The 22,629-nt window shown below is 72.8% G+C and carries 22 protein-coding genes and 1 tRNA gene; 7 read left to right on the forward strand and 16 right to left on the reverse strand.

What is annotated here, in order from left to right:
• Positions 1-28: 28 nt before the first annotated feature.
• The 5 genes from M8J74_RS15515 to ehuB all read right to left on the reverse strand — a co-directional run bounded on the left by M8J74_RS15515 (position 29) and on the right by ehuB (position 4,202).
• Positions 29-787 carry an IclR family transcriptional regulator gene (locus tag M8J74_RS15515; protein WP_249836953.1) on the reverse strand — a complete coding sequence of 253 codons (759 nt, stop codon included), beginning with the start codon at positions 785-787 and terminating at the stop codon, positions 29-31.
• 269 nt (positions 788-1,056) lie between these two features.
• A complete protein-coding gene (gene ehuA, locus M8J74_RS15520) occupies positions 1,057-1,827 on the reverse strand; it encodes an ectoine/hydroxyectoine ABC transporter ATP-binding protein EhuA (protein WP_058928390.1) in 771 nt (256 codons plus the stop codon).
• A gap of 49 nt (positions 1,828-1,876) precedes the next feature.
• Positions 1,877-2,527, reverse strand: coding sequence for an ectoine/hydroxyectoine ABC transporter permease subunit EhuD (ehuD, locus tag M8J74_RS15525; protein ID WP_249836955.1), 651 nt, complete (start codon positions 2,525-2,527; stop codon positions 1,877-1,879).
• Positions 2,524-3,276: an ectoine/hydroxyectoine ABC transporter permease subunit EhuC gene (gene ehuC / locus M8J74_RS15530; RefSeq protein ID WP_249836956.1), complete on the reverse strand. Its 753-nt coding sequence runs from the start codon at positions 3,274-3,276 to the stop codon at positions 2,524-2,526. Before ehuC ends, ehuD begins: the two co-directional genes overlap by 4 nt.
• Positions 3,273-4,202 (reverse strand): ectoine/hydroxyectoine ABC transporter substrate-binding protein EhuB, encoded by a 930-nt coding sequence (ehuB, locus tag M8J74_RS15535; protein ID WP_079078128.1) that lies wholly within the window; start codon positions 4,200-4,202, stop codon positions 3,273-3,275. The genes ehuC and ehuB overlap by 4 nt, the downstream gene beginning before the upstream one ends.
• A 100-nt stretch (positions 4,203-4,302) precedes the next feature.
• Here ehuB and M8J74_RS15540 point away from each other — a divergent pair, with 100 nt between their 5' ends.
• Positions 4,303-4,797, forward strand: a complete 495-nt coding sequence (locus M8J74_RS15540) for a DUF3830 family protein (RefSeq protein ID WP_249836957.1) — start codon at positions 4,303-4,305, stop codon at positions 4,795-4,797.
• On the opposite strand, the gene M8J74_RS15545 is transcribed toward M8J74_RS15540, so the two are convergent.
• Complete coding sequence (locus M8J74_RS15545) at positions 4,778-6,175, reverse strand: amidase (RefSeq protein WP_249836958.1); 1,398 nt, start codon at positions 6,173-6,175, stop codon at positions 4,778-4,780. The genes M8J74_RS15540 and M8J74_RS15545 overlap by 20 nt on opposite strands.
• 22 nt (positions 6,176-6,197) lie before the next feature.
• Positions 6,198-7,145, reverse strand: a complete 948-nt coding sequence (locus tag M8J74_RS15550; protein ID WP_249836959.1) for a D-2-hydroxyacid dehydrogenase — start codon at positions 7,143-7,145, stop codon at positions 6,198-6,200.
• Positions 7,146-7,287: 142 nt separating this feature from the next.
• Between M8J74_RS15550 and M8J74_RS15555 the strand changes: the two genes are divergently transcribed.
• From M8J74_RS15555 to M8J74_RS15565, 3 genes are all read left to right on the forward strand, one after another.
• Positions 7,288-8,097 (forward strand): maleate cis-trans isomerase family protein, encoded by an 810-nt coding sequence (locus tag M8J74_RS15555; protein ID WP_249837000.1) that lies wholly within the window; start codon positions 7,288-7,290, stop codon positions 8,095-8,097.
• Positions 8,094-8,825: a maleate cis-trans isomerase family protein gene (locus tag M8J74_RS15560; RefSeq protein WP_249836960.1), complete on the forward strand. Its 732-nt coding sequence runs from the start codon at positions 8,094-8,096 to the stop codon at positions 8,823-8,825. The genes M8J74_RS15555 and M8J74_RS15560 overlap by 4 nt, the downstream gene beginning before the upstream one ends.
• A gap of 94 nt (positions 8,826-8,919) precedes the next feature.
• The gene (locus M8J74_RS15565; RefSeq protein WP_249836961.1) at positions 8,920-10,008 is read left to right on the forward strand and encodes an LLM class flavin-dependent oxidoreductase; all 1,089 of its coding nucleotides are present in this window, start codon (positions 8,920-8,922) and stop codon (positions 10,006-10,008) included.
• Here the strand turns inward: M8J74_RS15565 and M8J74_RS15570 are convergent.
• Positions 9,987-11,792 (reverse strand): putative bifunctional diguanylate cyclase/phosphodiesterase, encoded by a 1,806-nt coding sequence (locus tag M8J74_RS15570; protein ID WP_249836962.1) that lies wholly within the window; start codon positions 11,790-11,792, stop codon positions 9,987-9,989. The two genes, M8J74_RS15565 and M8J74_RS15570, sit on opposite strands and share 22 nt — an antisense overlap.
• A 313-nt stretch (positions 11,793-12,105) precedes the next feature.
• Here M8J74_RS15570 and M8J74_RS15575 point away from each other — a divergent pair, with 313 nt between their 5' ends.
• Positions 12,106-13,377 (forward strand): M6 family metalloprotease domain-containing protein, encoded by a 1,272-nt coding sequence (locus tag M8J74_RS15575; RefSeq protein ID WP_249836963.1) that lies wholly within the window; start codon positions 12,106-12,108, stop codon positions 13,375-13,377.
• A 48-nt stretch (positions 13,378-13,425) separates the two neighbouring features.
• Here the strand turns inward: M8J74_RS15575 and M8J74_RS15580 are convergent.
• From M8J74_RS15580 to M8J74_RS15610, 7 genes are all read right to left on the reverse strand, one after another.
• Positions 13,426-13,499 (reverse strand) — tRNA-Lys (locus M8J74_RS15580).
• Positions 13,490-14,047 carry a bifunctional DNA primase/polymerase gene (locus tag M8J74_RS15585; RefSeq protein WP_249836964.1) on the reverse strand — a complete coding sequence of 186 codons (558 nt, stop codon included), beginning with the start codon at positions 14,045-14,047 and terminating at the stop codon, positions 13,490-13,492. The genes M8J74_RS15580 and M8J74_RS15585 overlap by 10 nt, the downstream gene beginning before the upstream one ends.
• Before the next feature lie 126 nt (positions 14,048-14,173).
• Positions 14,174-14,539 (reverse strand): DUF8844 domain-containing protein, encoded by a 366-nt coding sequence (locus M8J74_RS15590; RefSeq protein WP_249836965.1) that lies wholly within the window; start codon positions 14,537-14,539, stop codon positions 14,174-14,176.
• 168 nt (positions 14,540-14,707) lie between these two features.
• On the reverse strand, positions 14,708-16,042 hold the full coding sequence (locus M8J74_RS15595) for an AAA domain-containing protein (protein WP_249836966.1): 1,335 nt from the start codon (positions 16,040-16,042) through the stop codon (positions 14,708-14,710).
• Positions 16,039-17,640 carry a hypothetical protein gene (locus M8J74_RS15600; protein ID WP_249836967.1) on the reverse strand — a complete coding sequence of 534 codons (1,602 nt, stop codon included), beginning with the start codon at positions 17,638-17,640 and terminating at the stop codon, positions 16,039-16,041. The genes M8J74_RS15595 and M8J74_RS15600 overlap by 4 nt, the downstream gene beginning before the upstream one ends.
• Entirely contained in the window at positions 17,631-18,761 is a 1,131-nt protein-coding gene (locus tag M8J74_RS15605; protein WP_249836968.1) for a PD-(D/E)XK nuclease family protein, read from the reverse strand. Before M8J74_RS15605 ends, M8J74_RS15600 begins: the two co-directional genes overlap by 10 nt.
• Entirely contained in the window at positions 18,712-19,665 is a 954-nt protein-coding gene (locus M8J74_RS15610) for a phosphatase PAP2 family protein (protein ID WP_249836969.1), read from the reverse strand. Before M8J74_RS15610 ends, M8J74_RS15605 begins: the two co-directional genes overlap by 50 nt.
• A 194-nt stretch (positions 19,666-19,859) precedes the next feature.
• On the opposite strand from M8J74_RS15610, the gene M8J74_RS15615 reads away from it, so the two are divergent.
• Positions 19,860-20,453, forward strand: a complete 594-nt coding sequence (locus M8J74_RS15615) for a histidine phosphatase family protein (RefSeq protein ID WP_249836970.1) — start codon at positions 19,860-19,862, stop codon at positions 20,451-20,453.
• A 35-nt stretch (positions 20,454-20,488) separates the two neighbouring features.
• On the opposite strand, the gene M8J74_RS15620 is transcribed toward M8J74_RS15615, so the two are convergent.
• Positions 20,489-21,922: an NsdA family TPR-like regulatory protein gene (locus M8J74_RS15620; RefSeq protein WP_249836971.1), complete on the reverse strand. Its 1,434-nt coding sequence runs from the start codon at positions 21,920-21,922 to the stop codon at positions 20,489-20,491.
• Positions 21,923-22,192: 270 nt separating this feature from the next.
• Between M8J74_RS15620 and M8J74_RS15625 the strand changes: the two genes are divergently transcribed.
• The gene (locus M8J74_RS15625) at positions 22,193-22,624 is read left to right on the forward strand and encodes a hypothetical protein (protein ID WP_249836972.1); all 432 of its coding nucleotides are present in this window, start codon (positions 22,193-22,195) and stop codon (positions 22,622-22,624) included.
• Positions 22,625-22,629: the final 5 nt, after the last annotated feature.

The raw sequence follows: 22,629 nt of genomic DNA on the forward strand, positions 1-22,629 counted from the left end.
CCGACCACCCCCCGGGACCCCGCAAGGTCTAGATCGACAGGGACAGCAGCACGGGCGCCGCGTTCCGGTTGAGGGTGTCGGCGGCCCGGCGCAGCCGGTGGGCGTGCTCCACCGGCAGGGACAGCGCCAGGCATCCCACCGCCGACCCGGCGGTGATCGGTACGGCCGCGCAGACCGTGCCGATCGCGTACTCCTGGAGGTCCAGGTGGGGCATGCTGGGCGGCTGGGACTCCAGCCGGGACAGCAGCTGCCGGTCACTGGTGATCGTGCGCGAGGTGAGCCTCGGCAGCTTGTGGCGGGCGAGATGGTCGCGCCGGCCGGCCGGGTCGAGCTGGCCGAGCAGGCTCTTGCCGATCGCGGTGGCGTGGGCCGAGGAGCGGAAGTCCACCCACTCGTGGACCACCGGAGTGGTCGGGCCGTCCGCGTACTGGGCGATCCTCACCTCGCCGTCGACGTACCGGCTGAGGTAGACGGCCGCGCCCACGGAGTCGCGCAGCCGGTCCAGCGTGCGCTGGATCTTGTCGCGCAGCGCCTTCTCGCGGCCTTGCGCGGAGCCCAGGCGGCTGAGGGCGTCGCCGGAGATGTACCCCCCGTCGGTGATCTGCTCCACGTATCCCTCGCGGCGCAGCATCCTCAGGAGGGTGGTCAGCCGCTCCGGGTCGAGGTTGGTGTGCCGGACGAGCTCGGTGTCGTTGATTCCGGTCGTGTGCCGTGCCACGGTCTCCAGGACGCGCAAGGCGTCCTGGGCCGAGTGGTACGGCGCGGTCGGCTCGTGCTTCAGCGCCACGGTGTTCCCCCTGCGCTCGCTCGGTAGCTCCGCGACGCCGGTCTGTAAGCGTCGCTCTACAACTGGGCCGTAGTCCTGGACAGCGAATCCGTTCCACGATAACGGCCAAGAAGCGTGTTGGGAGCGGCTGTTGACGACTTTCCGGCGGTGGGTGCACGGCTCTCAGCAGGAGCGCGGGACCTCTGGCATATGCCAGAGGCGTGCCCCGGTGCTTCGACCTCGGAAGTTGAAATGCGTTCAACTTCCGAGGTCCGAAACCCGGGGACCGGTCACAGCACCGCGCTGAGGAACTGCCGGGTGCGCTCGTGGTCCGGTTCGCTGAAGATCTTCTCCGGGGAGCCGGACTCGATCACCCGGCCCGCGTCGAACATCAGGACGTCGTCGGAGATGTCCCGCGCGAAGTTCATCTCGTGGGTGACGCACAGCATCGTGATGTCCGTGGTGTGCGCGATGTCGCGCAGCACGTCCAGCACCCCGGCCACCAGCTCCGGGTCGAGCGCGGAGGTCACCTCGTCCAGCAGCAGCACCTGCGGGCGCATGGCGAGAGCGCGGGCGATGGCGACGCGCTGCTGCTGGCCGCCGGACAGCTGGGTCGGGTACTTGTCGGCGTGCTCGGTCAACCCCACCAGCTCCAGCAGTTCGCGGGCCCGCGCCTCCGCCTCGTCCGCGGACAGGCCGAGGACGTGGACCGGGGCCTCGGTGATGTTCCGCATCACCTTCATGTTGGGGAACAGGTTGAACTGCTGGAACACCATGCCGATCTTCTTGCGGACCTCGCGCACGTGCTTCTCGCCGGCCGGGACGAGCCCGCCGCCGCGCTCCTCGTGCGTGAGGTAGTCGCCGTCGACCTTGATGGTGCCCTCGTCCGGCCTGGTCAGGGTCATCAGCAGCCGCAGGATCGTCGTCTTGCCCGATCCGGACGGGCCGATGAGGGTGACGTGCTTGCCGGAGGAGACCGTGAAGTCGAGGGAGTCGAGGACGGTGTTGCTGCCGAAGCGCTTGGTGACCTTGTCGAAGCGGATCAGCTCGCTGCCGTCCACCGCGGGGTTGGCCGCCGTCACGGCGGCGCTTTCCTTCGAGAGGTTGCTGTCAGCGGACAAGACGACGCTCCAGGACTCGCAGGAGAAGGGATGCCGGGTAGGAGATGAGGATGAAGGCGATGCCGACGATCGTGATGGGCTCGACGGTGTGGAAGGTCTGGGCGGAGTACTGCCGCGCCTCGCCCAGCATCTCCAGCACACCGATCACGAAGATCATCGGCGTGTCCTTGAGCATCGCGACGACGTAGTTGCCGAGCGCCGGCGCGACGCGCCTGATCGCCTGCGGCAGGATCACCGCGAACCAGGTGCGCGGGCGGGGCAGGCTCAGCGCGGTGGCCGCCTCCCACTGGCCCGCGGGCACGCCGTCGATGCCGGCGCGGTACACCTCGGCGGTGTACGTCGAGTAGTGCAGGCCCAGGCCGATCACACCGGTGCTGAGCGCCGAGAGCGTCAGACCCCATTCGGGCAGCACGTAGAAGAGGAAGAACAGCTGCACCAGCAGCGGGGTGTTGCGGACGAACTCGGTGACCGCCGTCACCGGCCAGCGCACCACGGCGTGCTCCGAGCGCTGCAGCACCGCCCACACCAGGCCCAGGGTGAAGGCGAGCAGGGCGCCGAGCGCCAGTGCCTCCAGGGTGACCAGCAGGCCGTGCCAGAACATCGGCATGAAGTCGCCGACGGCGTTCCAGTCCCAGGTCATCGGGCACCTCCCGCGGTGGTCGCGCCGGAGGACGCGAGCTCGTCGCCGCGGCCGCCGTTCATCCGGGTCCGCAGGCCCTCGCGCTTCTGCGGGGCGCGGCCGACGCTCGCCTTGGCGTGCCGCTCCACCAGGCGCATGCCGCGCGTGAGGACGAACGCGAGCACGAAGTACATGACGAGGATGACGGTGTAGACGGGCGCGCTCTGGCCGGTGGCGTTGCGCACCAGCGAGGCGCCGAAGGCGATGTCGCCGACGCCCATGATCGACACCAGCGCGCTGCCCTTGAGCAGCTCGATGAGCAGGTTGTTGAACGGCGGGACCATCTCCGGCCAGGCCTGCGGCAGAATGATCTTGCGCAGCTGCTGGGCGGGCGTGAAGCTGAGCGCGATGCCCGCCTCGCGCTGGGCCGGTGCCACGGCCTGGACCGCGCCGCGTACGACCTCGGAGCCGTACGCGCCGTAGCTCAGCCCCAGGGCCAGCACCGCCGCCCACATCGGCACCAGCTGCCAGCCGAAGCCGATCGGCAGCACGAAGAAGATCCAGAACATCAGGATCAGCGCGGAGGTGCCGCGGAAGATCTCGAAGTAGGCGCCGGAGAGGAAGCGCACGACCCACAGGCGGTGGGTGCGCGCCAGCCCGATGACGAAGGCCACCGCGGCGGCGAGCGCGGCGCTGAAGACGGTGAGCTGGACGGTGATCCAGACGCCGTCGAGGAGGAGTTTCCACAAACCCCAGCTGATTTCGCTCATGGCTTGCACTTCTCCTCGGCGGTGATGGTCGTCATCTGGTCCTTCGTGAATCCGAAGGGCCGCATGACCTCCAGCAGTTCGCCGCTCCGCTTCATCGTGCGCAGTTCGCGGTTGAAGGCGTCGCGGAGGTGGGTCTCCGGGCTGCGGAAGGCGAAGGCGCCGACATCGATGACCGGCTTGCCGTCCATGTACGGGGTGACCTCCGGGGTCCCCTCCGCCTTCGTGGAGCCGGTCTCCTTCACGACGTTGCGCACGGTGACCGCCGTGCCGACGAAGACGTCGACGCGGCCCTGCTCGACCGCGAGGAGACCGGCCAGCTGGTCGGGCAGGGTCGTGATGTGCTCGACCCCCGCCTCCTTGGCGTAGTCGATCTCCGCGTAGCCGACGCCGGTGGCCATCCGGGCGCCCGTCCTGGCGATGTCCTTGTAGGTACGCAGGTTCTTCGGGTTCCCCTTCGGCACGATGAAGGCGTCGCGCATCTGGTACTCGGGGTCGGCGAAGATGACCTGGCCGCAGCGTTCCGGCGTGATGTACATGCCGGCCGCGACACAGTCGAACTGAAGGGAGTTCAGGCCGCTGATGAGCGAGCCGAACTCCGTCGCGAACGGCTCGACCCGGTCGACGCCGAGCCGCTTGAAGATGCGCTCGGCGATGGCGGGGGCCGAGCCCGTCATCTTTCCGTCCTTGCCGATGTAGCCGTAGGGCTGCTCGCCCGCCAGGCCCAGCCGGACCACGCCTTTCGCCCGCAGCTGCTCCAGCAGATGCCCGCCGTCGCCGGTGTCTGCGGTCGCAACCCTGCTGCACGCGCTGGTCGTGCCCGCCACGCCGAGCGCCGCCACCCCCGCGAGCAGCGAGCGGCGCCGGATGCCTTTCACCTCGTGGGTTCTTATGTCGTCTGCTGGATTCTTCCCCTGTGGTGGAGCCATGGGCGCGCGCCTACCCAGGTCGATCGTGCGTATGCCGGTCGTTTGCGGCCGTTCACTGTGCGGGCAGCAACAGGGAAGGCAGAGGCCGACAGGAGGGCACATGGCCGACCGTCACATCGAAGTCTCCCTGGACAAGCGGGGGGTCAGCTGCACGGCGCGACTCCTCGACGAACGCGCGCCCCGCACCTGCGCCGCGGTGTGGGACGCCCTTCCCCTGGGCGGCGACGTCTACCACGCCAAGTACGCGCGCAACGAGATCTACGCCCTCTTCCCGCCGTTCGCCGACCGGGAGCCGCCCCTGGAGAACCCGACGGTCACCCCCATCCCCGGCGACCTGTGCTACTTCTCCTTCGCGGGCACGGAACTGGGCACCAAGGCCTACGGCTACGACCGCGAGGTCCGCCCGGGCACCACGGTGGTCGACCTGGCCCTGTTCTACGAGCGCAACAACCTGCTGCTCAACGCCGACGTCGGCTGGGTGCCCGGCATCGTCTGGGGCCAGGTCGTCGAGGGCCTGGAGACGATGGCCGAGGCCTGCAACGACCTGTGGCGCTCGGGAGCGGCGGGGGAGACGCTCAGCTTCCGCCGCCGCTGATCCCGGTCTCCTGCAGCGCGTGCGCCGCCCGCAGCACCACATCGTCCCGGTGCCGGGCGGCCACCAGCTGCAGGCCGATGGGCAGGCCGTCCGCGTCCGTGCCGACGGGCAGCGTCGCCGCCGGCTGCTGCGTCATGTTGAACGGGTACGTGAACGGCGTCCACCCCGTCCAGCGCCGGTGCCCCGAGCCCTTCGGCACCTCCGCGCCCGCCTCGAACGCCGTGATCGGCAGGGTGGGCGTGACGAGGAGGTCGTAGGACTCGTGGAAGCGGCCCATGCGGCGGCCCAGTTCCATGCGGACGTCCACCGCGGCCAGGTAGTCCAGCGCGGAGTACCGGGCCCCCGCCGCGCGGACCTCCTTCAGACCCGGGTCCAGCGACTCCCGCTGCCGCGCGCCGAGTTGCGAGGTCACCCGGGCCGCCCCCGAGAACCACAGCGTGTGGAAGGCGTCCACCGGGTCGGCGAAGTCGGGGTCGGCCTCGGTGACGTACGCGCCGAGTTCCGCCAGCCGCTCCACCCCGCGCCGCACCGCGGCGGCCACCGCCGGCCGCACGGCCACCTGCCCGCCGAGCGTCGGCGAGTACGCCACGCGCAGCCCCCGCACCCCGCCCGCCAGCCCCGCCGAGAACGAGGCCGGGGCCGGCCCGAGCGCCGACCAGTCGCGCGAGTCAGGCGTCCCGATCACGTCGAGCAGCAGCGCCGCGTCCGCCGCGTCCCGGGTCATCGGGCCCACGTGCGCCAGCGTGCCGAAGGCGCTCGCGGGGTAGAGCGGGACGCGGCCGTAGGTCGGCTTCAGCGCGAAGATCCCGCAGAAGGCCGCCGGGATACGGACACTGCCGCCGCCGTCGGTGCCGAGGGCCAGCGGGCCCGCGCCGAGGGCCACCGCGGCCGCCGCGCCGCCGCTGGAGCCGCCGGCGGTACGGGCCGGGTCGTGCGGGTTGCGGGTCACCCCGGACAGGGGCGAGTCGGTGACGCCCTTCCAGCCGAACTCCGGGGTCGTCGTCTTGCCCACGAACACCGCGCCGTGCTCGCGCAGCCGGGCGACGGACGGCGCGTCCTCGGCCCAACCCCCCTGCTCCGAGACGGTTTTCGAGCCCTTCAGGGTGGGGGCGCCGCGCAGCAGGATGATGTCCTTCACGGTCGTCGGGACCCCGTCGACCAGACCCCTCGGCTCACCGCGCCGCCAGCGGTCCGTCGACTCCCGGGCCTGCGCCAGCGCCTGCTCGGGCAGCAGCCGGACGAACGCGTTCACCTCCGGCTGGATCCGCTCGGCCCGCTCCAGCACGGCCCGGGTGGCCTCCTCCGGACTGAACTCGCCCTTGCGATAGCCCTCCACGAGTCGTGCGGCGGTCAGATCCGTGAGGTCGGAATCCGTCATCTGCCCTCCATGGCTCGGCGGTTCAGCGTCCCGGTACGTACCCGCGTTCCTTGTCGACCACGTTCAGCAGGGGTCTGCCCGCCTCCCAGCGCTCCCACAACTCCACGAACTGCGCACCGAGCTGATCGCGCCAGCCGACGGTGTCACCGCTCATGTGCGGGGACACGATCAGGCCCGGGACCTCCCACAACGGGCTGTCGGGCGCGAGGGGTTCGTGCTCGAAGACGTCCAGCGCGGCGCCCGCGATCCACCGCTTGGCCAGCGCCTCCGCCAGCGCGTCCTCGACCACCAGAGCGCCCCGGCCGATGTTGATGAACCGGGCCGAGGGCTGCATGACGTCGAACCGGCGCGCGTCGAACATGCCGTACGTCTGCTCGGTGAGCGGCGCCGCCGCGATCACCCAGTCGGCGCGGGCGATCAGCCGGTCGAGGTCCTCGGGGCCGTGGATGCCGGTGTGCGGGGTGCGCCCGACGATCGCCGTCGTCACGTCGAGCGCCTTCAGCAGCCGGGCGATCGTCCGGCCGATGGGCCCCGAGCCGACCACCACCGCGCGCGTGCCCGCCACCCGCTGGGTCTCCCGGTGCCGCCACGTCCGCTCCCGCTGGAGCTCCCACGTCCGCGGCAACTCCTTCGCCATGGACAGCACGAGGGCGGCGACGTACTCCGCGATCGGCTGGTCGAAGACACCGCGGGCGTTGGTCACCACCGTGTCGGACGCGGCGAGTTCCGGACACATCAGATGGTCCACGCCCGCGCTCGCCGTGTGCACCCAGCGCGGCCGCGGGCCCTCGCCGGGCCAGGCGTCCCGCACCGCCGTGGAGGTGAAGTCCCAGACCAGCAGCACGTCCGCGTGCGGCAGCCGCTCGGCGAGCGTGGAGTCGTCGGCGTGCTCGACGCGGACCCGGCCGGTGAGCCTGCCGAGGCGGGGGAGGGGATCGGCGTCCAGGACCAGAAGGGTGGGGACAGTCATGCAGGAGGGCTCGATTCCGGTGGGTGGCGGCCGTCTGACATGCGAGGTTTGACCACGCTCGCACCCGAACCTACCTTCGTCAACACGGGCGTGCGCACGGTCCGTTGCCCACCCCTTTCCCACAGTGAGGGCGGTGCCCGGCATGGATGTCTCCTTCCTCGGCGGACCGCGGCCGCAACGCGGTGTCGGAGTCGTGGCACCCTTCGACTTCGCGCTGGACCGCGAGCTGTGGCGCTGGGTCCCCGACGACGTGTCGCTGCACCTGACGCGGACGCCGTACGTGCCGGTCGAGGTGAGCCTCGACCTGGCCCGGCTGGTCAGCGAGCACGAGACCCTGGACGACGCGGTGCGCACCCTGACCGCGATCTCGCCCGAGGTCGTCGCCTACGCCTGCACCTCGGGCAGCTTCGTCGGCGGGATCGCCGGCGAGCGGGGGATGTGCGCGGCGATGACCCGCGCCGGCGCGGTGCCCTCGGTCACCACCTCGGGCGCGCTCCTGGAGGCGCTGGCGGCGCTCGGAGCGCACCGGGTGGCGCTGGTGACCCCGTACACCGTGTCGGTCACCCGCGCGCTGCGGGAGTACGTGGCCGAGGCGGGCGTCACCGTCGCCGGGTGCGCGTTCATGGGCCTGACCAGGCACATCTGGAAGGTGCCGTACCGCGAGGTGGCGGCCATGGCCCGCAAGGCCGTGCGCGGCGGCGGGCGGCGCGGCGCGGACGCGCTGTTCATCAGCTGCACCAACCTGCCGACCTACGACGTCATCCCGCAGCTGGAGGCCGAACTGCGCATGCCGGTGATCTCGGCCAACCAGGTGACGATGTGGGCGGCGCTCGCCCGAATGGGTACTCGGGCCATGGGGCCGTATCAGGCGCTGATCGATCCGGCGGCGCGCTCGGGCCCCGTACTGCCGGAACTTCCGGACGGTGAACAGCAGCAGGAAGGCATGGCATGACCGCACTCGGATTCCTCTACCCCGGCCACTCCGCCGAGGACGACTACCCGCGCATCGAGCAGCTGCTCGGCAGCGACATCCGCCTCGACGTCATCCACACCGAGATCGGCGAGGACGCGCACCGCGTGGACGCGCTGCGGCGGATGGGCTCGGCCGAGCGGCTCGCGGCGGGCGTCGAGGAACTGCGCATGGCGGGCGCCGAGTCCGTGGTCTGGGCCTGCACCAGCGGCAGCTTCGTCTACGGCTGGGAGGGCGCCCACGAGCAGGTGCGCGGCCTCGCCGTCGCGGCCGGGATGCCGGCCTCCTCGACGTCGTTCGCCTTCGTCAACGCGCTGCGCGAGATCAAGGCCCACCGGGTGGCGGTCGCCGCGACCTACCCCGAGGACGTGGCCGGCCTCTTCGCGGACTTCCTGCGGGCGGGCGGCTTCGAGGTGGCGCACGTCCACGGCGCCGGGATCGTCACCGCCGCCGAGGTCGGCACCTGGGGCGAGGCCGAGGTCCTGACGCTGGCCCGGGACGCCGACCGCCCGGACGCCGACGCCCTTCTGCTGCCGGATACGGCCCTGCACACCGCGGCCCACGTCCAGGCCCTGGAGAAGGAGCTGGGCAAGCCGGTCCTCACGGCCAACCAGGTCACGGTCTGGGAGGGGCTGCGGCTGGCCGACCGGCGGGTGAACGCGCCGCGGCTGGGCGCGCTGTTCACGAGGGAGCCGCTCGTGCAGGCCTGAGCGGCCCCCCACGCACAACCCCGGGAATAAACGGAGAGTGCCTCCTGTTACCCCGGCGCGCACCCCGCGTCGTACCGAACAGGAGGCATCCCCCGTGGTGGCAGACGAGATCCGAGGCGTGGTGCAGGGCACCGCCCCCGTCCCCCTCTCCGTGCTGGACCTGGTGACCGTGGGGGCCGGCAGTACCGCCACCGACGCCCTGCGCACCAGCGTCGACCTGGCCCGCTTCACGGAGTCCCGCGGCTTCCACCGCTACTGGGTCGCCGAGCACCACTCCATGCCGGGCGTCGCCTCCTCCTCCCCGGCCGTGATCCTCGCCCACCTCGCCGCCCACACCGAGCGCATCCGCCTCGGCTCCGGCGGCGTCATGCTGCCCAACCACGCGCCCCTCGTCATCGCCGAGCAGTTCGGCACGCTGGAGGCCATGGCCCCCGGCCGCGTCGACCTCGGCCTCGGCCGTGCCCCCGGCACCGACGGCGCCACCGCCGCCGCCCTGCGCCGCACCGACACCCTCAACGAGGGCGCCGACGACTTCCCCCAGCAGCTGCTGGAACTCACCCGCTTCCTGGACGACGACTTCCCCGACGGCCACCCCTACCGCCGCATCCACGCGATCCCCGGCCCGATCCAGGGGAGCACGCCCGGCGGAATCCAGTCCCCGCACCGGCCCCCGGTCTGGCTGCTCGGCTCCTCCGGCTTCAGCGCCCGGCTCGCGGCCGCCCTCGGCCTGCCCTTCGCCTTCGCGCACCACTTCTCGGCGCAGAACACCGTCCCGGCGCTGGAGCTGTACCGCGAGTCCTTCCGCCCCTCCGAGGTCCTCGACGAGCCCTACGCCCTCATCGGCGTCTCCGCCCTCGCCACCGACGACGAGCACGAGGCACGGCGCCAGACCCGCGCCATGGCGCTCAACATGATCCGTCTGCGCACCGGCCGCCCCGGCCTCTTCCCCGACCCCGAGGAGGCCGAGAAGCACGAATTCAGCCCGTACGAGGAGGAGTTCGTGCAGTCCTGGACCGCCAACATCGTGCACGGCTCGGCGGAGGAGGTGCGCTCCGGTCTGGACGCGCTGCAGAAGCGCACCGGCGCCGACGAGTTGATGCTCACCTCGCACGCCCACACCGGCAAGCTGCGCCTGCGCTCCTACGAACTGATCGCGGACGTCTACGGGTTGCCCACCGCGTAGGCCTGATCGCCCATCAACTCCGCGATCCGGCCAGGGGAGACGGGCCGTGAGTACAGCCAGCCCTGGCCGGTGTCGCAGCCGATGCGGCGCAGCCGGGTGGCCTGCGCCGAGGTCTCCACGCACTCCGCGGTGACCGTCAGGCCCAGCCGGTGGGCGAGCTGGATCATCGCCTCCACGACCACCTCGTCGGCCGGGTTGGGCGGCACGGCCCCGTCCTTGTCGCTCTCGTACTGGAAGCCCCGTACGAAGGACCCGTCCAGCTTCAGGACCGACACCGGCAGCCGGCTGAGATAGGCCAGGTTGGAGTAGCCGGTGCCGAAGTCGTCGATGGCGATGTGGACGCCCATGTCGCTGAGGGCCTGCAGCGCCTGCAGCGGGCGGCCGGCCGAGCCCATCACGGCCGACTCCGTCAGCTCCAGCTGGAGCAGGTCGGGGGCCAGGCCGGTCTCGGCCAGGGTCTGCGCCACGTCCGCCACCAGGTCGGAGTCCCACACCTGGCGCACGGCCACGTTGACGCTGACGAACAGCGGCGGCCGGTCCGGGTGGTCCAGCTGCCAGCGGCGCGCCTGACGGCAGGCGGTGCGCAGGGCCCAGCGGCCCAGCGGCACGATCGAGCCGTCCTCCTCGGCCAGTCCGATGAACCGATTCGGCGTCAGGACACCGAACTGCGGGTGGTTCCAGCGGACCAGGGCCTCCACACCGCGCAGCCGGCCGTCCTCCATCCCCACCAGCGGCTGGTACTCCAGCACGAACTCGCCGCGCTCGATGGCGGGCCGGAGGGTGGAGGCGAGGGCCTGGCGGGTCATGCGGTGGGCGTTGCGCTCGGGGTCGAAGAGCGTCCAGCGGGCCTTCCCGTCGGCCTTGGCCCAGTACAGGGTGGTGTCGGCGGCCTGCATCAGGGCGGTCGGGGTGGTGCCGGCGGCGTGCCGCTCGACGACGCCGATGGACGCCGAGACCGACAGCCGGCGGTCCGCGAGGTCGAAGGGCGCCTGGACGGCCTTGAGCACCGACTCGGCGAGCTCGGCCAGTTGGTCGGTGCCCGTCGAGTCCTCGACGAGCAGGGCGAACTCGTCGCCGCCCAGTCTCGCCACCAGCGGCGCGCTCGCTCTGGCGTACCCCGCCTCGTCGGCGCAGCGCGTGAGCCGCTCGGCCACGGCGGCCAGCAGCCGGTCGCCGACGCGGTGGCCGAGGGTGTCGTTGATCGCCTTGAAGCCGTCGAGGTCCAGGTAGCACAGGCCGATCCGGCCGGTCCCGCCCTCCTCGTACGCCCCCGCCTCCAGCGCGGCCGTCAGCCGCTCGAAGAACAGGGTGCGGTTGGGCAGCCGGGTCACCGGGTCGTGCATCTGCAAGTGCCGCAACCGGCCCTGGAGTTCACGCTGGGCGCTGATGTCCGTGACGGACAGCAGAAGGCCGTCGGCCGGTGCGGGCAGCGGGTGCACCGCGACCTGGGCCCAGACCGACTGCCCGTCGGGGTGCTTGAGCCGCCGGGTGCAGCGCAGCCGGGCCTCGCGGCCGCGCAGCACCTCGCGGTAGGCGTGCCAGGTCCGGGCGTCGGAGGCCAGGTCCACCAGGTCGGCCGCGATCCGGCCGACCAGAGTGGCGGGCGGGCTGCCGAGCAGTGCGCCGAGGCCGTCGTTGGCACTGACGACCAGTCCCTCGCGGTCGACCACCGCCATGGGGAGAGGGGCGTCCGTGAAGACGGACCGATAGATGTGATCACTCTCTGTTACGGCGCCCCGGTCGAGGTCTGCCGTGGGCGCCGGCCCTTCGGACGTTCCGCTCACCGCTAGCTCCCGCAGTGCACTCGATCCCTGTCCGTGCCGGAAAGTGTGCCGATCATAGAGGCAGACCCGGGGGCCTTCCACCCACTGTCCAGTGTCCCGGATCGGACACCACTTCTGACAGATCGTTTCTGCCCGCAACTGGACGGGTTCTTCGGCCTCGGACCAGTTGTGACGTTCCGTGAGCGATTCGGGGGTGTCGGAACTGAGGGGGCGTCGGCTCCCTCACTCGTCTGGGGCAGACAAACAGGGCGTAGTACGACAAATTCACACAGGCTGGGTGCGGTGTCCCGTCAACCGCTCCCGGAGGTGCTTCGTGCTGCGTCAGTTTCCCCGCGCGCGCTTCAGGGGTCCCCGACTGCGCAGCACCGCCGCGGTGTGCACCACGCTGTCCGCGCTCGCCGCCACCTCCCTGATCACCGGGCCCTCGGTGGCCGAACCCTTCTCGGCCGGACCGTGCGCCCTGGAGCGCACCGCGGCCCACCACTCGGAGGGGGTGGACACCTGGAACGCCGCCTATCCGCGCCCCACCCGCCGGCTGGACGCGGTGCTGGTCTTCCTCTCCTTCCCCGACGCGGTCCCACGCACCACCCCCGCCGAGCTGACCGCCGACCACTTCCCGGAAACCAGCCGCTTCTACGAGCGCGCCTCCTACGGCCGGTTCACCCTGCGCCCGCATCCCATGAAGCGGTGGATCCGGATGCCGAAGCCGTCGACGGCGTACGCCATACAGCGCGACTGGTCGCCCGCGGACCGGGCCGCCTACCTGCGCGACGCGCTCGCCGCCGCCGATCCCCGGGTGGACTTCTCCCGCTACGACATCGTCTACTTCGTCGCCGACCCGGACGCGCCCGGCGTGGACTCGGACGCGACGAAGGTCGTCAACCTCGACACCCCGCTGCGGGCCGACGGCCGGGACATCCGGCGGGTCGTCACGGTGTTCGAGAAGCACCCGCCGGACCGGCTGGTTCTCGCCCATGAGACCGGCCACGTCTTCGACCTTCCCGACCTCTACCACCGCCCGGCCGACGGCAAGGGCGACTGGGACACCTATGTGGGCGACTGGGACCTGATGGGCAGCCAGTTCGCGCTGGCGCCGGATTTCCTCGGCTGGCACAAGTGGAAGCTGGGCTGGCTGCGGCCGCGGCAGGTGGTGTGCGTGCGGCGGACCACCCGGCTGACCCTGGAGCCGCTGAGCGCCGGACCGGGCACGCCGGTCACCGGCGCGGCGGGGGCGCCCGCCTTCGGGCTCGGCGACGGGACCAAGCTGGCACTGGTGCGGACCGGCCCCGACAGCGTGCTCGCCTTCGAGGCGCGCGGCCCGGTCGGCAACGACGCCGGTGCCTGCCGCTCCGGCATCCTCGTCTACCGCGTCAACGGCGACACCGCCTCCGGCGAGGGCCCCGTCCAGGTGATCGACGCCCACCCGCACACCGAGGCCTGCTGGGAGAACTCCGTCTACCCGCCCCTCGCGGACGCCCCGGTCGCCCTCGGCGAGAACTTCACCGTGCCGGGCACGGGCGTACGGGTGGAGGCGGAGGACCGCACGGCGTCGGGGGCGTGGACGGTGAAGATCACGCCGGGTTAGGGGACACGAAGAAGACCCTCCGTTGTCACGGAGGGTCTTCTCTGTCTGTGCGCCGCCAGGGACTCGAACCCCGGACCCGCTGATTAAGAGTCAGCTGCTCTAACCAACTGAGCTAGCGGCGCCTGCTGACGTCGTAGACCTTAGCATCCTGATCCGGAGAGGACGAAATCGATATCCGCACCGCGGCGCGGGCCGCCCGGACGGCCGCCCACAGCACGGTCTCGGGGCCCGGCAGCCAGGGACGGCGGGTGTCCGGCGCGACCAGCCAGCGGGAATCACCCGAGGTCGCGGGGGTGGTGGCGAGCAGGGCCGGGACGGTCACCGCGTCGCCCTTGCCGTGGCACAGCAGGGGCGGGATCGCGCCCGTACGGCCGAACTCCTCCCACCGCAGCAGCGAGGGCAGCCGCTGCGCCGTACCGGGCGCGGCGAACAGCAGCAGCCGGCCGCGGAAGGTGGCCACCGGACCCGATCCCGGCCCCTCCTCCCAGAGCCGGTCCACCATGCGGCGCCCGAAGACCGCGGGCGCGCTGACGACGTCGAAGGCGGAGCCGCAGGGCAGCACGACCGGCGCCTCGGGGCGCTCCTCCCAGAGGGCGAGCGTGCTCCGCGGATACGTTCCCGCCGAGGCGAGCCACGCTGCTCCGTCCGGGGTGGTGAGGTTGCTGGTCATGGCAACTACATCTACCGGCTGTGAACGTCCCGTCTCCGAGGGTTGCCGAAAACCGGGACACGGCGATGCGGGCCCGGGTATCTTGCCCGCCTGGCATATGCCAAACCGAAGTGCGCCGTGTTCAGATCAGACCGGGTCCGCCGACCCGCGGCCCTCGGCGCCGCGCATCAGATCGCGCCCGAACTCGACCATCTTCTTGGCGTAGTCCTCGGTCCACTCGGCCCGCTCCGCGATGGCGGCCGTGGTCAGCCGGTCGAACCGCCGCGGATCGGCGAGCTGCGCGGCGGCCATCGCCTGGAACTCCACCGCCCGGTCCGCCGCCGCGCGGAACGCGTGCGTCAGTTCGGTCGCGCGGGTCAGCAGCGCCTTCGGGTCGTCGATCGACTCCAGGTCGAAGAAGTGCTCCGGATCCGCGGCGGCCTCCGCGGGCTCGAAGAGCAGGGGCGCGGGGCGCAGCCGCGGTTCGTTCCGACGCGGCGTCTGCTCCGCCATGTCTTCTCCTCCTCGTAGGTCACGCTCGTCCGTCACGGCCCACCGGCCGTGCGTGGGCCACCGTCCATTGTCCCGCGGGTATGCAAGAGGGCCGTCGCCCGTGGCTCCGGCGGTATCAAGGCGTCCGGACCACCCGATGTTCCCGGCCCGCCCGATGCCGGGGGGCCGTCACGGTGACCAGCCGACCCGGTGTTCCCGCAGCCGCGCCAGCACCGCGTGGTTCGCCTCCCAGCCGTCCGGGAACTTCACGAGCGTTCCCAGCTGGACCGGTTCCGTGGAGGGGTAGGCGTCCAGCAGTTCGCTCACTCCTGCCCGGCAGACCACGATGCACGCGTGCCGGTGCCGGGAGGCCAGCACGCACAGCCGGCCCGTCTCCAGATGGAACGCCGTGGCGTCCGGGCGGCCGGAGAGGGGGTGCAGGACCACCGTGACGTCGTACTCGCGGCCCTGCAGACGGTTCGCCGTGTCGACGGTGACGTCCGTGACGCCGAGCTCCGCCAGCGCCGCCCGGACCGCCGCCGCCTGGTCCCGGTGGGCCGTGCCGACGGCGACCCGGTCGGCCGTGAGCGGCGTCGCGTCCGGCGAGCGCTCCGACGTGGCCGCGCCGCCCCGGTCCAGCAGGCGCCGTACGACGGTGGCCACCGCGCGCACCGCCTCCGGATCGGTGCGCGGGGTGTGCCGGGCCGGGAGCTCCAGCAGGCCCCAACCCGAGTGCGCCGCCTCGTCGATCACCCGGTCGGGGCCGGAGCCGTCCGAGGGGACGGCGAAGGCCAGGGACCGGTCCTGGTGGCCGGTGCCGCTGCGGAACGGCGTGTACGGGTAGAAGGCGTCGGAGACCAGCGGCGCGGCCGACGCGGGCAGCCGCCAGGAGACCGGCAGCCGGTGCTGCGGCAGTTCCGGGTTGTGCGCCAGGAGAGTGGTGACCGCCGAGGCCGAGGGGTCGTACGACAGCCCCGCCCACTGCTCGCCGCCCACGATGGAGAACGGGTCCAGCTGCCCCGGGTCGCCGACGAACAGCGCCCGCTCGAACAGCCCGGCGACGGCCAGCAGCGCGTCCGAGCGCATCTGGTACGCCTCGTCGACGATGGCGTGCCCCCACGGCTCGTCGGTCTTCACGTGCGCCCACTTCGCCGCCGTGGAGATGACCACCGGCAGGCCGGTCAGGTCGCCCGCCTTCGCCGACTTGCGGACGTTCGGCAGGTCGTCGAGCGCCTTGTCGTACGCGTCGGCGTCACTGCTGTGCAGCCGTCCCACCGGCAGCTCGGGGCTCTTCTCCGCCAGCCGCTGCACGAGGTCGTCGACCTGCGCGTTCGTCTGGGCGACGATCATCAACGGGCGTCCGGCGTCGGCCAGTTCGAGCGCCGCGCGCACCACCAGCGTGGACTTGCCGGCGCCGGGCGGCGAGTCCACCACCACGCCCCGGGCGGTGCCGTGCAGGGTGTCGTGGAGGATCGCGTCGGTGGCCTCGGCGGCCGCGGCGCCGGGGTCGAAGACGGTGGTCACAGGACGTCCTCCGCGGTCGTCGGGTCGGCCGCCTCCGCGACGGCCTCACCGGGCGGACCGCCGTGCGTCCACGGCGTCTGCTCCGGGTCGGGCAGCTTCGGGCCGCCGCGCTGCTCGTGCTCGAAGAGGGTGAAGCAGAGCCGGTCGCCCTTCTCCGGCACGGAACCGGCCTCCGGCTCCTTGCCGCGGCCCATCTTGTCGAGGATGCGCAGCACCAGCAGGGCACCGTCGCCGGGGGAGTCCTCCAGCCCCACGAACTCCGCCGTCTGCGGCTTGCCGCCGAGCGAGCGGTACACCTTGACGCGCTCGCCCAGATGCGGCCGGTCGTCCGTGCGCAGGGTCACCAGCGGGCGGGGGCTCGGCCGCTTGCTCTCGCTGTACGCCATCACGACCTCGATGACCTCGCCGGTGAACGCCTCGCCGGACAGCCGTCGCCCGGCCATCACCAGCGGGTCGTCGAGGGCCTCCTGGGCCTCCAGCCGGGCCTGCTCGCGCTCACGGGAGGCCAGCTTGTTCGCGGCGGTCACCGCGTCGTCGCGGCGCGGCTGCGGCGGCTCGCCCGCGGCGATCCGGTCGCGGTGCGCGGTGAACGACCAGCGGTCGCGGGTCCACCGCTCCTCGACGTGCGCGCCGACGGGCAGCTCACGCAGCAGGTCGAGGCCCTGCCAGACCTTCTCCCAGGTGGGCAGGGTGCGGCTGAGCACCAGGTCGCGGATGCCGCGCTCGGCGGCCGTCAGCTCACCGAGCCGGTCGTCCGCCTCCAGGCCGTCCTCGGCGGCGGCCAGAGCGGTACGCGCGCGGTCGTAGCGCTCGATGGCCGGGGCGAGCAGCTTGTTGTCGAACGCCGGGTCGGTGGCCGGGCCCGCGGGCGGGCACAGCAGCTGGCCCTTGGCGTCCCGGGCCAGCTCGGCGTCCAGCGCCGCCTCCGCGCCCGTCGAACCCTCCGGCGGGGCGATCCAGGCCAGCAGGGCGCCCAGGTGCTGGTCCTCCAGCGTGGACTGGCCGGTCGCCCAGTGCCGGGACAGGACGTCGGTCATGGCCAGCAGCAGGGAGGAGCCGGGCACCCGCGCCCGCTCCCCGAAGTGGGTCAGCCAGCGGCCGAGCAGCGGCACGCGCGGGGGCGCGGGATACGGGGTCTCCGGGTCCTGTTCCGCCGTACGCCGAAAGCGCATGGACCGGCCCAGCAGCCGCAGGAAGTCGACGCCGGGGCGGCTGGGGACGATCAACTGCGGGGCGTCCGCACACAGTTCGACCTCGACCTTGACCCGCTTGCCGGTCTCCGGGTCGGTCTCGTTGCGCTCGGCGGCCTCCACCTGCCCGGCGTAGGCGTCGATGTACGGCAGGACCACGTCGGCCAGTTCGGCGAGGAACGCGAACCGCAGGTCGCGGTCGCGCGGCTGCGGTACGACGAGCAGGCGCGGGGCGTCCCGGTCGGTGCCGACGAGGGCGCCGAGCGGGGCGCCGGCCTCACCGGCGGTGGTGAGCGGGACCAGGACCAGGGGCCGCTCGGCGAGGTGCCGGTGCCGCACGGTGGCGGCGGCCTGGGCGCGGCCGGTGCTGACGGCCTCCAGGCGGGCGAGGGTGGAGATCAGCGACATGGGGCGGCCTCCTGCCCCAGGGCCTCGGCCCGCAGCCGGGCGGCCCGGCGCAGCGCCGCCACCGCGGGGTCCTCGGGGTCGCCCGTCTCGCCGCGGGCCGCCGCCAGGACGTCCTCGACCGTGGTCAGGCCGCCCAGCTCGGCGCGGACCGAGCGGCCCAGGGCGGTCACCGCGCCGGCCTCGCGGGAGCGGGTGCGGCAGTGGAAGGCCAGTTCGCACGCGGACAGGCACTCGGGGGCGTACGTGGCCGGGACCGACTCCACGGCGGACGTCAGCTCGGCGGTGGGCAGTTCGGGGGAGAAGCAGGTGCCCTCGGGCAGCGCGTCGGCGATGTCCTGCACGCGCGTGAGGCGGGCCAGCTGGCGGCCGGTGACGGCACGCTGCTTGCGGACGTCGACGGCGGAGGCGGTGGGGAGGTTGGAGAAGTCCTTGGGGCACACGAGGAGAACGCGGTGCCGGACGACCGGAGCGGGATCGAGCCGGGCGGCGACCTCCTCCAGCGCCAGCACGTACACCGCCGCCTGCCGGGCCGCCGCGCCGACCTTCGCCGGGTCCGCCGAACCGTCCAGCATCGGGAAGGACTTGATCTCCACGACCGTCCAGCGGCCGTCGGGGTGGACCACCACGGCGTCCGGTTCCAGGAAGGCGGGGGAGCCGGCCACGTCCAGGGCCAGCATCGGGTGGTCGAGCAGCGTCCAGGTGCCGGCCGCGGCGGTCGCCTCACGCAGGGCGAGGGCGGTGCGCGCCGCCCGCCCCTCGGGACCGGCCGCGGACAGGTCGGGCACCGACGCCCCGGCGGGCGGCTCGGCGCCCCGGTCCAGCTTCTCGTGCACCAGCCGCAGCAGTTCCGCGCCGCCGTCCGCCTTGACCTTCGCCTCGAAGGCGTTGCCCCGGGTGAGGGCGAACTGCGACTGCCCGAAGGCCGACGGCGAGCCCAGCGCACCCGCCAGCGCCGCCTTGTTCACCCCGGCGCCGTCGAGGATCGCGCGCCGGCTGCAGCCCGGGTTGGCCGCGAGGGCGGCCAGGGCGCGTGCGTCCAGCGCCTTGGCCGGGACACCCGGGCCGCGCAGCTCAGCGAGCCGCTGCCGCAGCGCCTTCCCCTGCGTCCGTGGGGGAGGCACTCGGCTCGCCTCTCGGTCCGGACCCGGCGAGGGACTCGTGCTGCCGTGGAAATCGCTCACCCGCGGAAGTCTGGCATCCGCCACTGACAATTGAGGAACCTGAGGCGGCGGAGGGCTGCGAGCCGAAGGAGAGCAGCGCCCGCAGCCGGTCCATGACACCCATCACGTACGGCGTCAGGAAGAGGCCGACGCCCATCACGGCCGCGCCCGCCACCGCGTCCAGGAAGTAGTGGTTCGCGGTGCCCATGACCACGATCGTGGTCAGCAGCGGATAGGCCACGGCGGCCACCTTGGTCGTACGCGTCCTGCCGTACCGCCACAGCATGACCCCGCACCACAGGGCCCAGCCCACATGCAGGCTCGGCATGGCCGCGTACTGGTTCGTCATGCCCCCGAGCCCCTTCGGGGCGCTGGCCGCGCCTCCCCACCAGCCGTACGAGCTGTACTGGGCCATCGTGTCCACGAAGCCGTGGCCGGCCGACAGCAGGCGGGGCGGGCAGGTCGGCAGCAGCGTGAAGCCGATCAGGCCCATGAAGGTGGACGTCATCAGCCAGGTGCGGGCCGCCCGGTAGTGCGCGGCCCGATACCGGAACAGCCATATCAGGATCGCCGGTGTGACCACGTAGTGCAGGGAGGCGTACCAGAAGTCGGCCGGGACGCCGAGCCATGCCTCGCGCGTGAACAGCCGGTTGAGCGGGTGCTCGGCGTTGAGGTGCAGGAACTTCTCGACGCGCAGGATCGCCAGGCCGTGGTCGACCGCCCCGGCCGTGTCGCCGCGCACGACGAGCCGGCCCGCCGAGTAGCAGGCGTACACCAGGACGATCAGCGGCAGCTCGGTCCACCAGCGCAGGCGCGTGCGCGGGGCTGCTGCCTCGATGCCCGGTGTCGTCTCGGTCTTCGGCATCCGATCGCCTCCCCCTTCATTTTCGCGCGGCACCTGGTGATCGGGTCGTGCCACTTTACGGTGTACGCGCGCCGCCCCGCAGGGCGCCCCCGGCCCTCAAAGACGCAGAGATCGACCGCCGGGTTGCCCCTGCCCGGGGTGCGGGATGATGGAACGGTTCCGCCTGCGATTTCTTCCGGAAGGGTTTCCCGCTCATGGCACCGCGCATCCTGCTGGCCCGGCACGGACAGACCGAGTGGTCACTGTCCGGAAAGCACACCGGCAGGACCGACGTGCCGCTCCTGGAGGAGGGCCGCCGGGGCGCGAAGCTGCTCGGCGAGCGCCTGCACCGGGCGCCATTCGAGGGCCTGCCCGGGGTGGAGGTGCGCACCAGCCCGCTGGCACGCGCGCGTGAGACGTGCGACCTCGCCGGGTTCGGCGAGCGGGCGGCCCTCTGGGACGCGCTGATGGAGTGGGACTACGGGGCCTACGAGGGCATGACGCCGGACGAGATCCAGGCGGTGCGGCCCGGCTGGCTGATCTGGCGGGACGGGGTGCCCGAGGGGGAGTCGCTGTCCGAGGTGACCGCCCGGGCCGACGAGGTGGTGGCCTGGGCGCGCTCGGCCGAACGGGACGTGCTGGTGTTCGCGCACGGGCACATCCTGCGGTCGATCGGGGCGCGCTGGCTCGGCCTGCCGATCGACTTCGCCGCGCGCATCAGGCTCAACCCGACGTCGCTGTCGGTCCTGGGTTGGGCCTACGGAGAGCCGGCGATCGAGAGCTGGAACGACTCGGGACACCAGGCCTAGAGCCCGCCCGGAGCACCGGGTGCGCGCCGGTGTCCTCATGCCGTGCGCGGCACCGAGGCGTGGCGCTCCAGGAACTCCGAGACACCCGCCGCCCGCCGGTGCGGCAGCAGCACCCTCGCCGTCCCCGCGAGCATCGTCTGGACCCGGGACGACTGCACCTGGTCCAGCAGGTCCAGCACCCGCGTCCCCGCGTCCGCCGCCTCGTCCGGCCGGCCGCCCCGCGCGAGGTCGTCCGCCAGTTCCGCCGTGTACAGGGCGATGTTGCGGGTGAAGTGCGGGTCCTGAAGGTGCGCGGCGCGGCGCGCGTGCCGGGCGGCGCGCGGCCAGTCGCCCAGCGTGGACCAGCACTGCGCCTCCAGACCCTCCAGCTCGGCCTCCCCGTAGAAGCTCATCCACTCGGGGTCGGCGTCCGAGGGGCCCCGCTCGAAGAGGACCTGCGCGCGGGCGAGCGCCTGTTCGCAGCCGGTGCGGTCGGCGAGCCCCGCCCAGCCGCCCGCCTCGCGCAGCGCGAGCAGCGACATCAGGCGGTCGGACCCCAGGCCGCGGCCCACGCGCTGCGCGGCCTGCGCCGCCCGCACCGCCTCGCGCGGCCGCCCCGCGTCGCGCGCGAGGAAGGCGGTGTTGCAGAAGGCGTGCGCCTCCAGCCCGTCGTCGCCGGTCATCCGGGCGGTCGCGAGGGCTTCCGCGTAGTGCGAGCGGGCGTCGTCGAAACGCCCCGAGTCGTGCGCCAGCCAGCCCACCGAGATGGCGAGTTCACCGGCGCCCGAGTGCAGCCGCTCGGCGGTCGTCTGCCGGGTCGCGCCGGCGTCCAGCAGCGCGTAGGCGGCGCGCAGCGGAAGCGACGCGCGCCGGTAGAGGCCGTCCGCGCCGTGCCGGTCGTCCAGCAGCCGGATCCTGCGGACCGCCTCCTCCAGCGCGTGCGCGTGGCTGGTTCCGGCGCGGTGGACGGGCCGCCCCGCCGCCGCGGCGTCGAAGGCGAGCCCGATGGGGCCCAGCGAGGCAGCGGCCACGGTGGCGCCGCCGGTCATGAATGCGCGACGCAGCACGTCGCTCTCCTCGAAGTCGTCGTACGTCTCGTGGTGCGGTGTGTCATACGGCGCCCGCGCCCCCGGAGTCTCACCGATCGCGCCCGACCGGCCCGTCGGCGCAGCGGGCGGCGCGTCCTCGCCGGTGTGCGCCCGCCGCCCGCGTACGGACGACCGGGGCGCGAAGCCCAGGTCGGTGAGCGTGCGGCCGGGGAACATGTGCAGGAACACCCGCTCGTAGGCGTAGTTGGGGCAGCGGATCTCGCCCGCCTCCACGCGGCCCACGTAGCGCGCGTCGCAGCTGACCCGCTCCCCGATCTCCCGCGCGGCCCGCCGTACCGCCGCGGCGAACTCGGCCGGTGAGCGCCGGCCGCGCAGCCGGCGGAAGGCGGCGTTGGGCCGGGCGGGCATGGGCTGGGACGAAGTCGCCTTCGACGACGCCATGGCCGGGTCCTCTCGTGCGAACCGTCGAACCATGCCGGGTTTGAGGTCGGTTGATCCGTGAACCCCGTTTCCGGCGGGCAAGAACGTACCCGCTGTGCCGGACCCGCCACGCAGGGTTTGGCTACAAACCGGATATCTCATCCCGGATCTGCCATGAACTGCCATCCTTTGTGGCGCATTTCCGCCGTAGCCGTTGACGCGTGCCCGCGTTGAACCCGGTGGACCGGGAGCCGCCCGACTCCCGAGCCGCTTCGTTCAAGGAGGGGTTCCGTGGTGGAGGCCGGGATGAAGACGACGCCGATGACGACGGCGGGGCACGCCCCGACCCCGGACCACAGCCCGCCGCCCCTGCCCGAGGGCCCCTGCGATCTCGTCACCGTGCCGGCCCGCCAGGGGCTGGAGGCCGTGGACATCCTGCGCCGCGGGGCCGGCGACGCCGTCGGGCCCGTCCTGCACGACGACGGCTGCGACACCCTCGGCTTCCTGGTCCCGCCGGGCACGGCCGCCGCCTGGGACGTGCCGGGCAGTACGTGCACGGAGACCGACGGGCGGGGGATGAGCCTGGCCCCCGAGCCGCTCGCCGAGGGGTCCGACTGGCTGCTGCCGCCCGGCGAGGTCGACCTCGCGACCGATCCGGCGGTGCTGCGGGCGGCGCTCGGCGAGGCGGCCCGGCTGATCGAGGCCGCCGACAACTGCCGCTGACACCG

It is taken from the genome of Streptomyces panaciradicis (genome assembly GCF_023516615.1).
Lineage (GTDB): Bacteria > Actinomycetota > Actinomycetes > Streptomycetales > Streptomycetaceae > Streptomyces > Streptomyces panaciradicis.

What these genes read in the sequence shown, in the direction of transcription:
- M8J74_RS15590 (WP_249836965.1), bottom strand. Translation starts at nt 14,539, where the DNA reads ATGGCGGAGCAGACGCCGCGTCGGAACGAACCGCGGCTGCGCCCCGCG.
- M8J74_RS15560 (WP_249836960.1), top strand. Translation starts at nt 8,094, where the DNA reads ATGACCGCACTCGGATTCCTCTACCCCGGCCACTCCGCCGAGGACGAC.
- ehuB (WP_079078128.1), bottom strand. Translation starts at nt 4,202, where the DNA reads ATGGCTCCACCACAGGGGAAGAATCCAGCAGACGACATAAGAACCCAC.
- M8J74_RS15540 (WP_249836957.1), top strand. Translation starts at nt 4,303, where the DNA reads ATGGCCGACCGTCACATCGAAGTCTCCCTGGACAAGCGGGGGGTCAGC.
- M8J74_RS15615 (WP_249836970.1), top strand. Translation starts at nt 19,860, where the DNA reads ATGGCACCGCGCATCCTGCTGGCCCGGCACGGACAGACCGAGTGGTCA.
- ehuC (WP_249836956.1), bottom strand. Translation starts at nt 3,276, where the DNA reads ATGAGCGAAATCAGCTGGGGTTTGTGGAAACTCCTCCTCGACGGCGTC.
- M8J74_RS15610 (WP_249836969.1), bottom strand. Translation starts at nt 19,665, where the DNA reads ATGCCGAAGACCGAGACGACACCGGGCATCGAGGCAGCAGCCCCGCGC.
- M8J74_RS15555 (WP_249837000.1), top strand. Translation starts at nt 7,288, where the DNA reads ATGGATGTCTCCTTCCTCGGCGGACCGCGGCCGCAACGCGGTGTCGGA.
- ehuD (WP_249836955.1), bottom strand. Translation starts at nt 2,527, where the DNA reads ATGACCTGGGACTGGAACGCCGTCGGCGACTTCATGCCGATGTTCTGG.
- M8J74_RS15550 (WP_249836959.1), bottom strand. Translation starts at nt 7,145, where the DNA reads ATGACTGTCCCCACCCTTCTGGTCCTGGACGCCGATCCCCTCCCCCGC.
- M8J74_RS15585 (WP_249836964.1), bottom strand. Translation starts at nt 14,047, where the DNA reads ATGACCAGCAACCTCACCACCCCGGACGGAGCAGCGTGGCTCGCCTCG.
- M8J74_RS15620 (WP_249836971.1), bottom strand. Translation starts at nt 21,922, where the DNA reads ATGGCGTCGTCGAAGGCGACTTCGTCCCAGCCCATGCCCGCCCGGCCC.
- M8J74_RS15600 (WP_249836967.1), bottom strand. Translation starts at nt 17,640, where the DNA reads ATGTCGCTGATCTCCACCCTCGCCCGCCTGGAGGCCGTCAGCACCGGC.
- M8J74_RS15545 (WP_249836958.1), bottom strand. Translation starts at nt 6,175, where the DNA reads ATGACGGATTCCGACCTCACGGATCTGACCGCCGCACGACTCGTGGAG.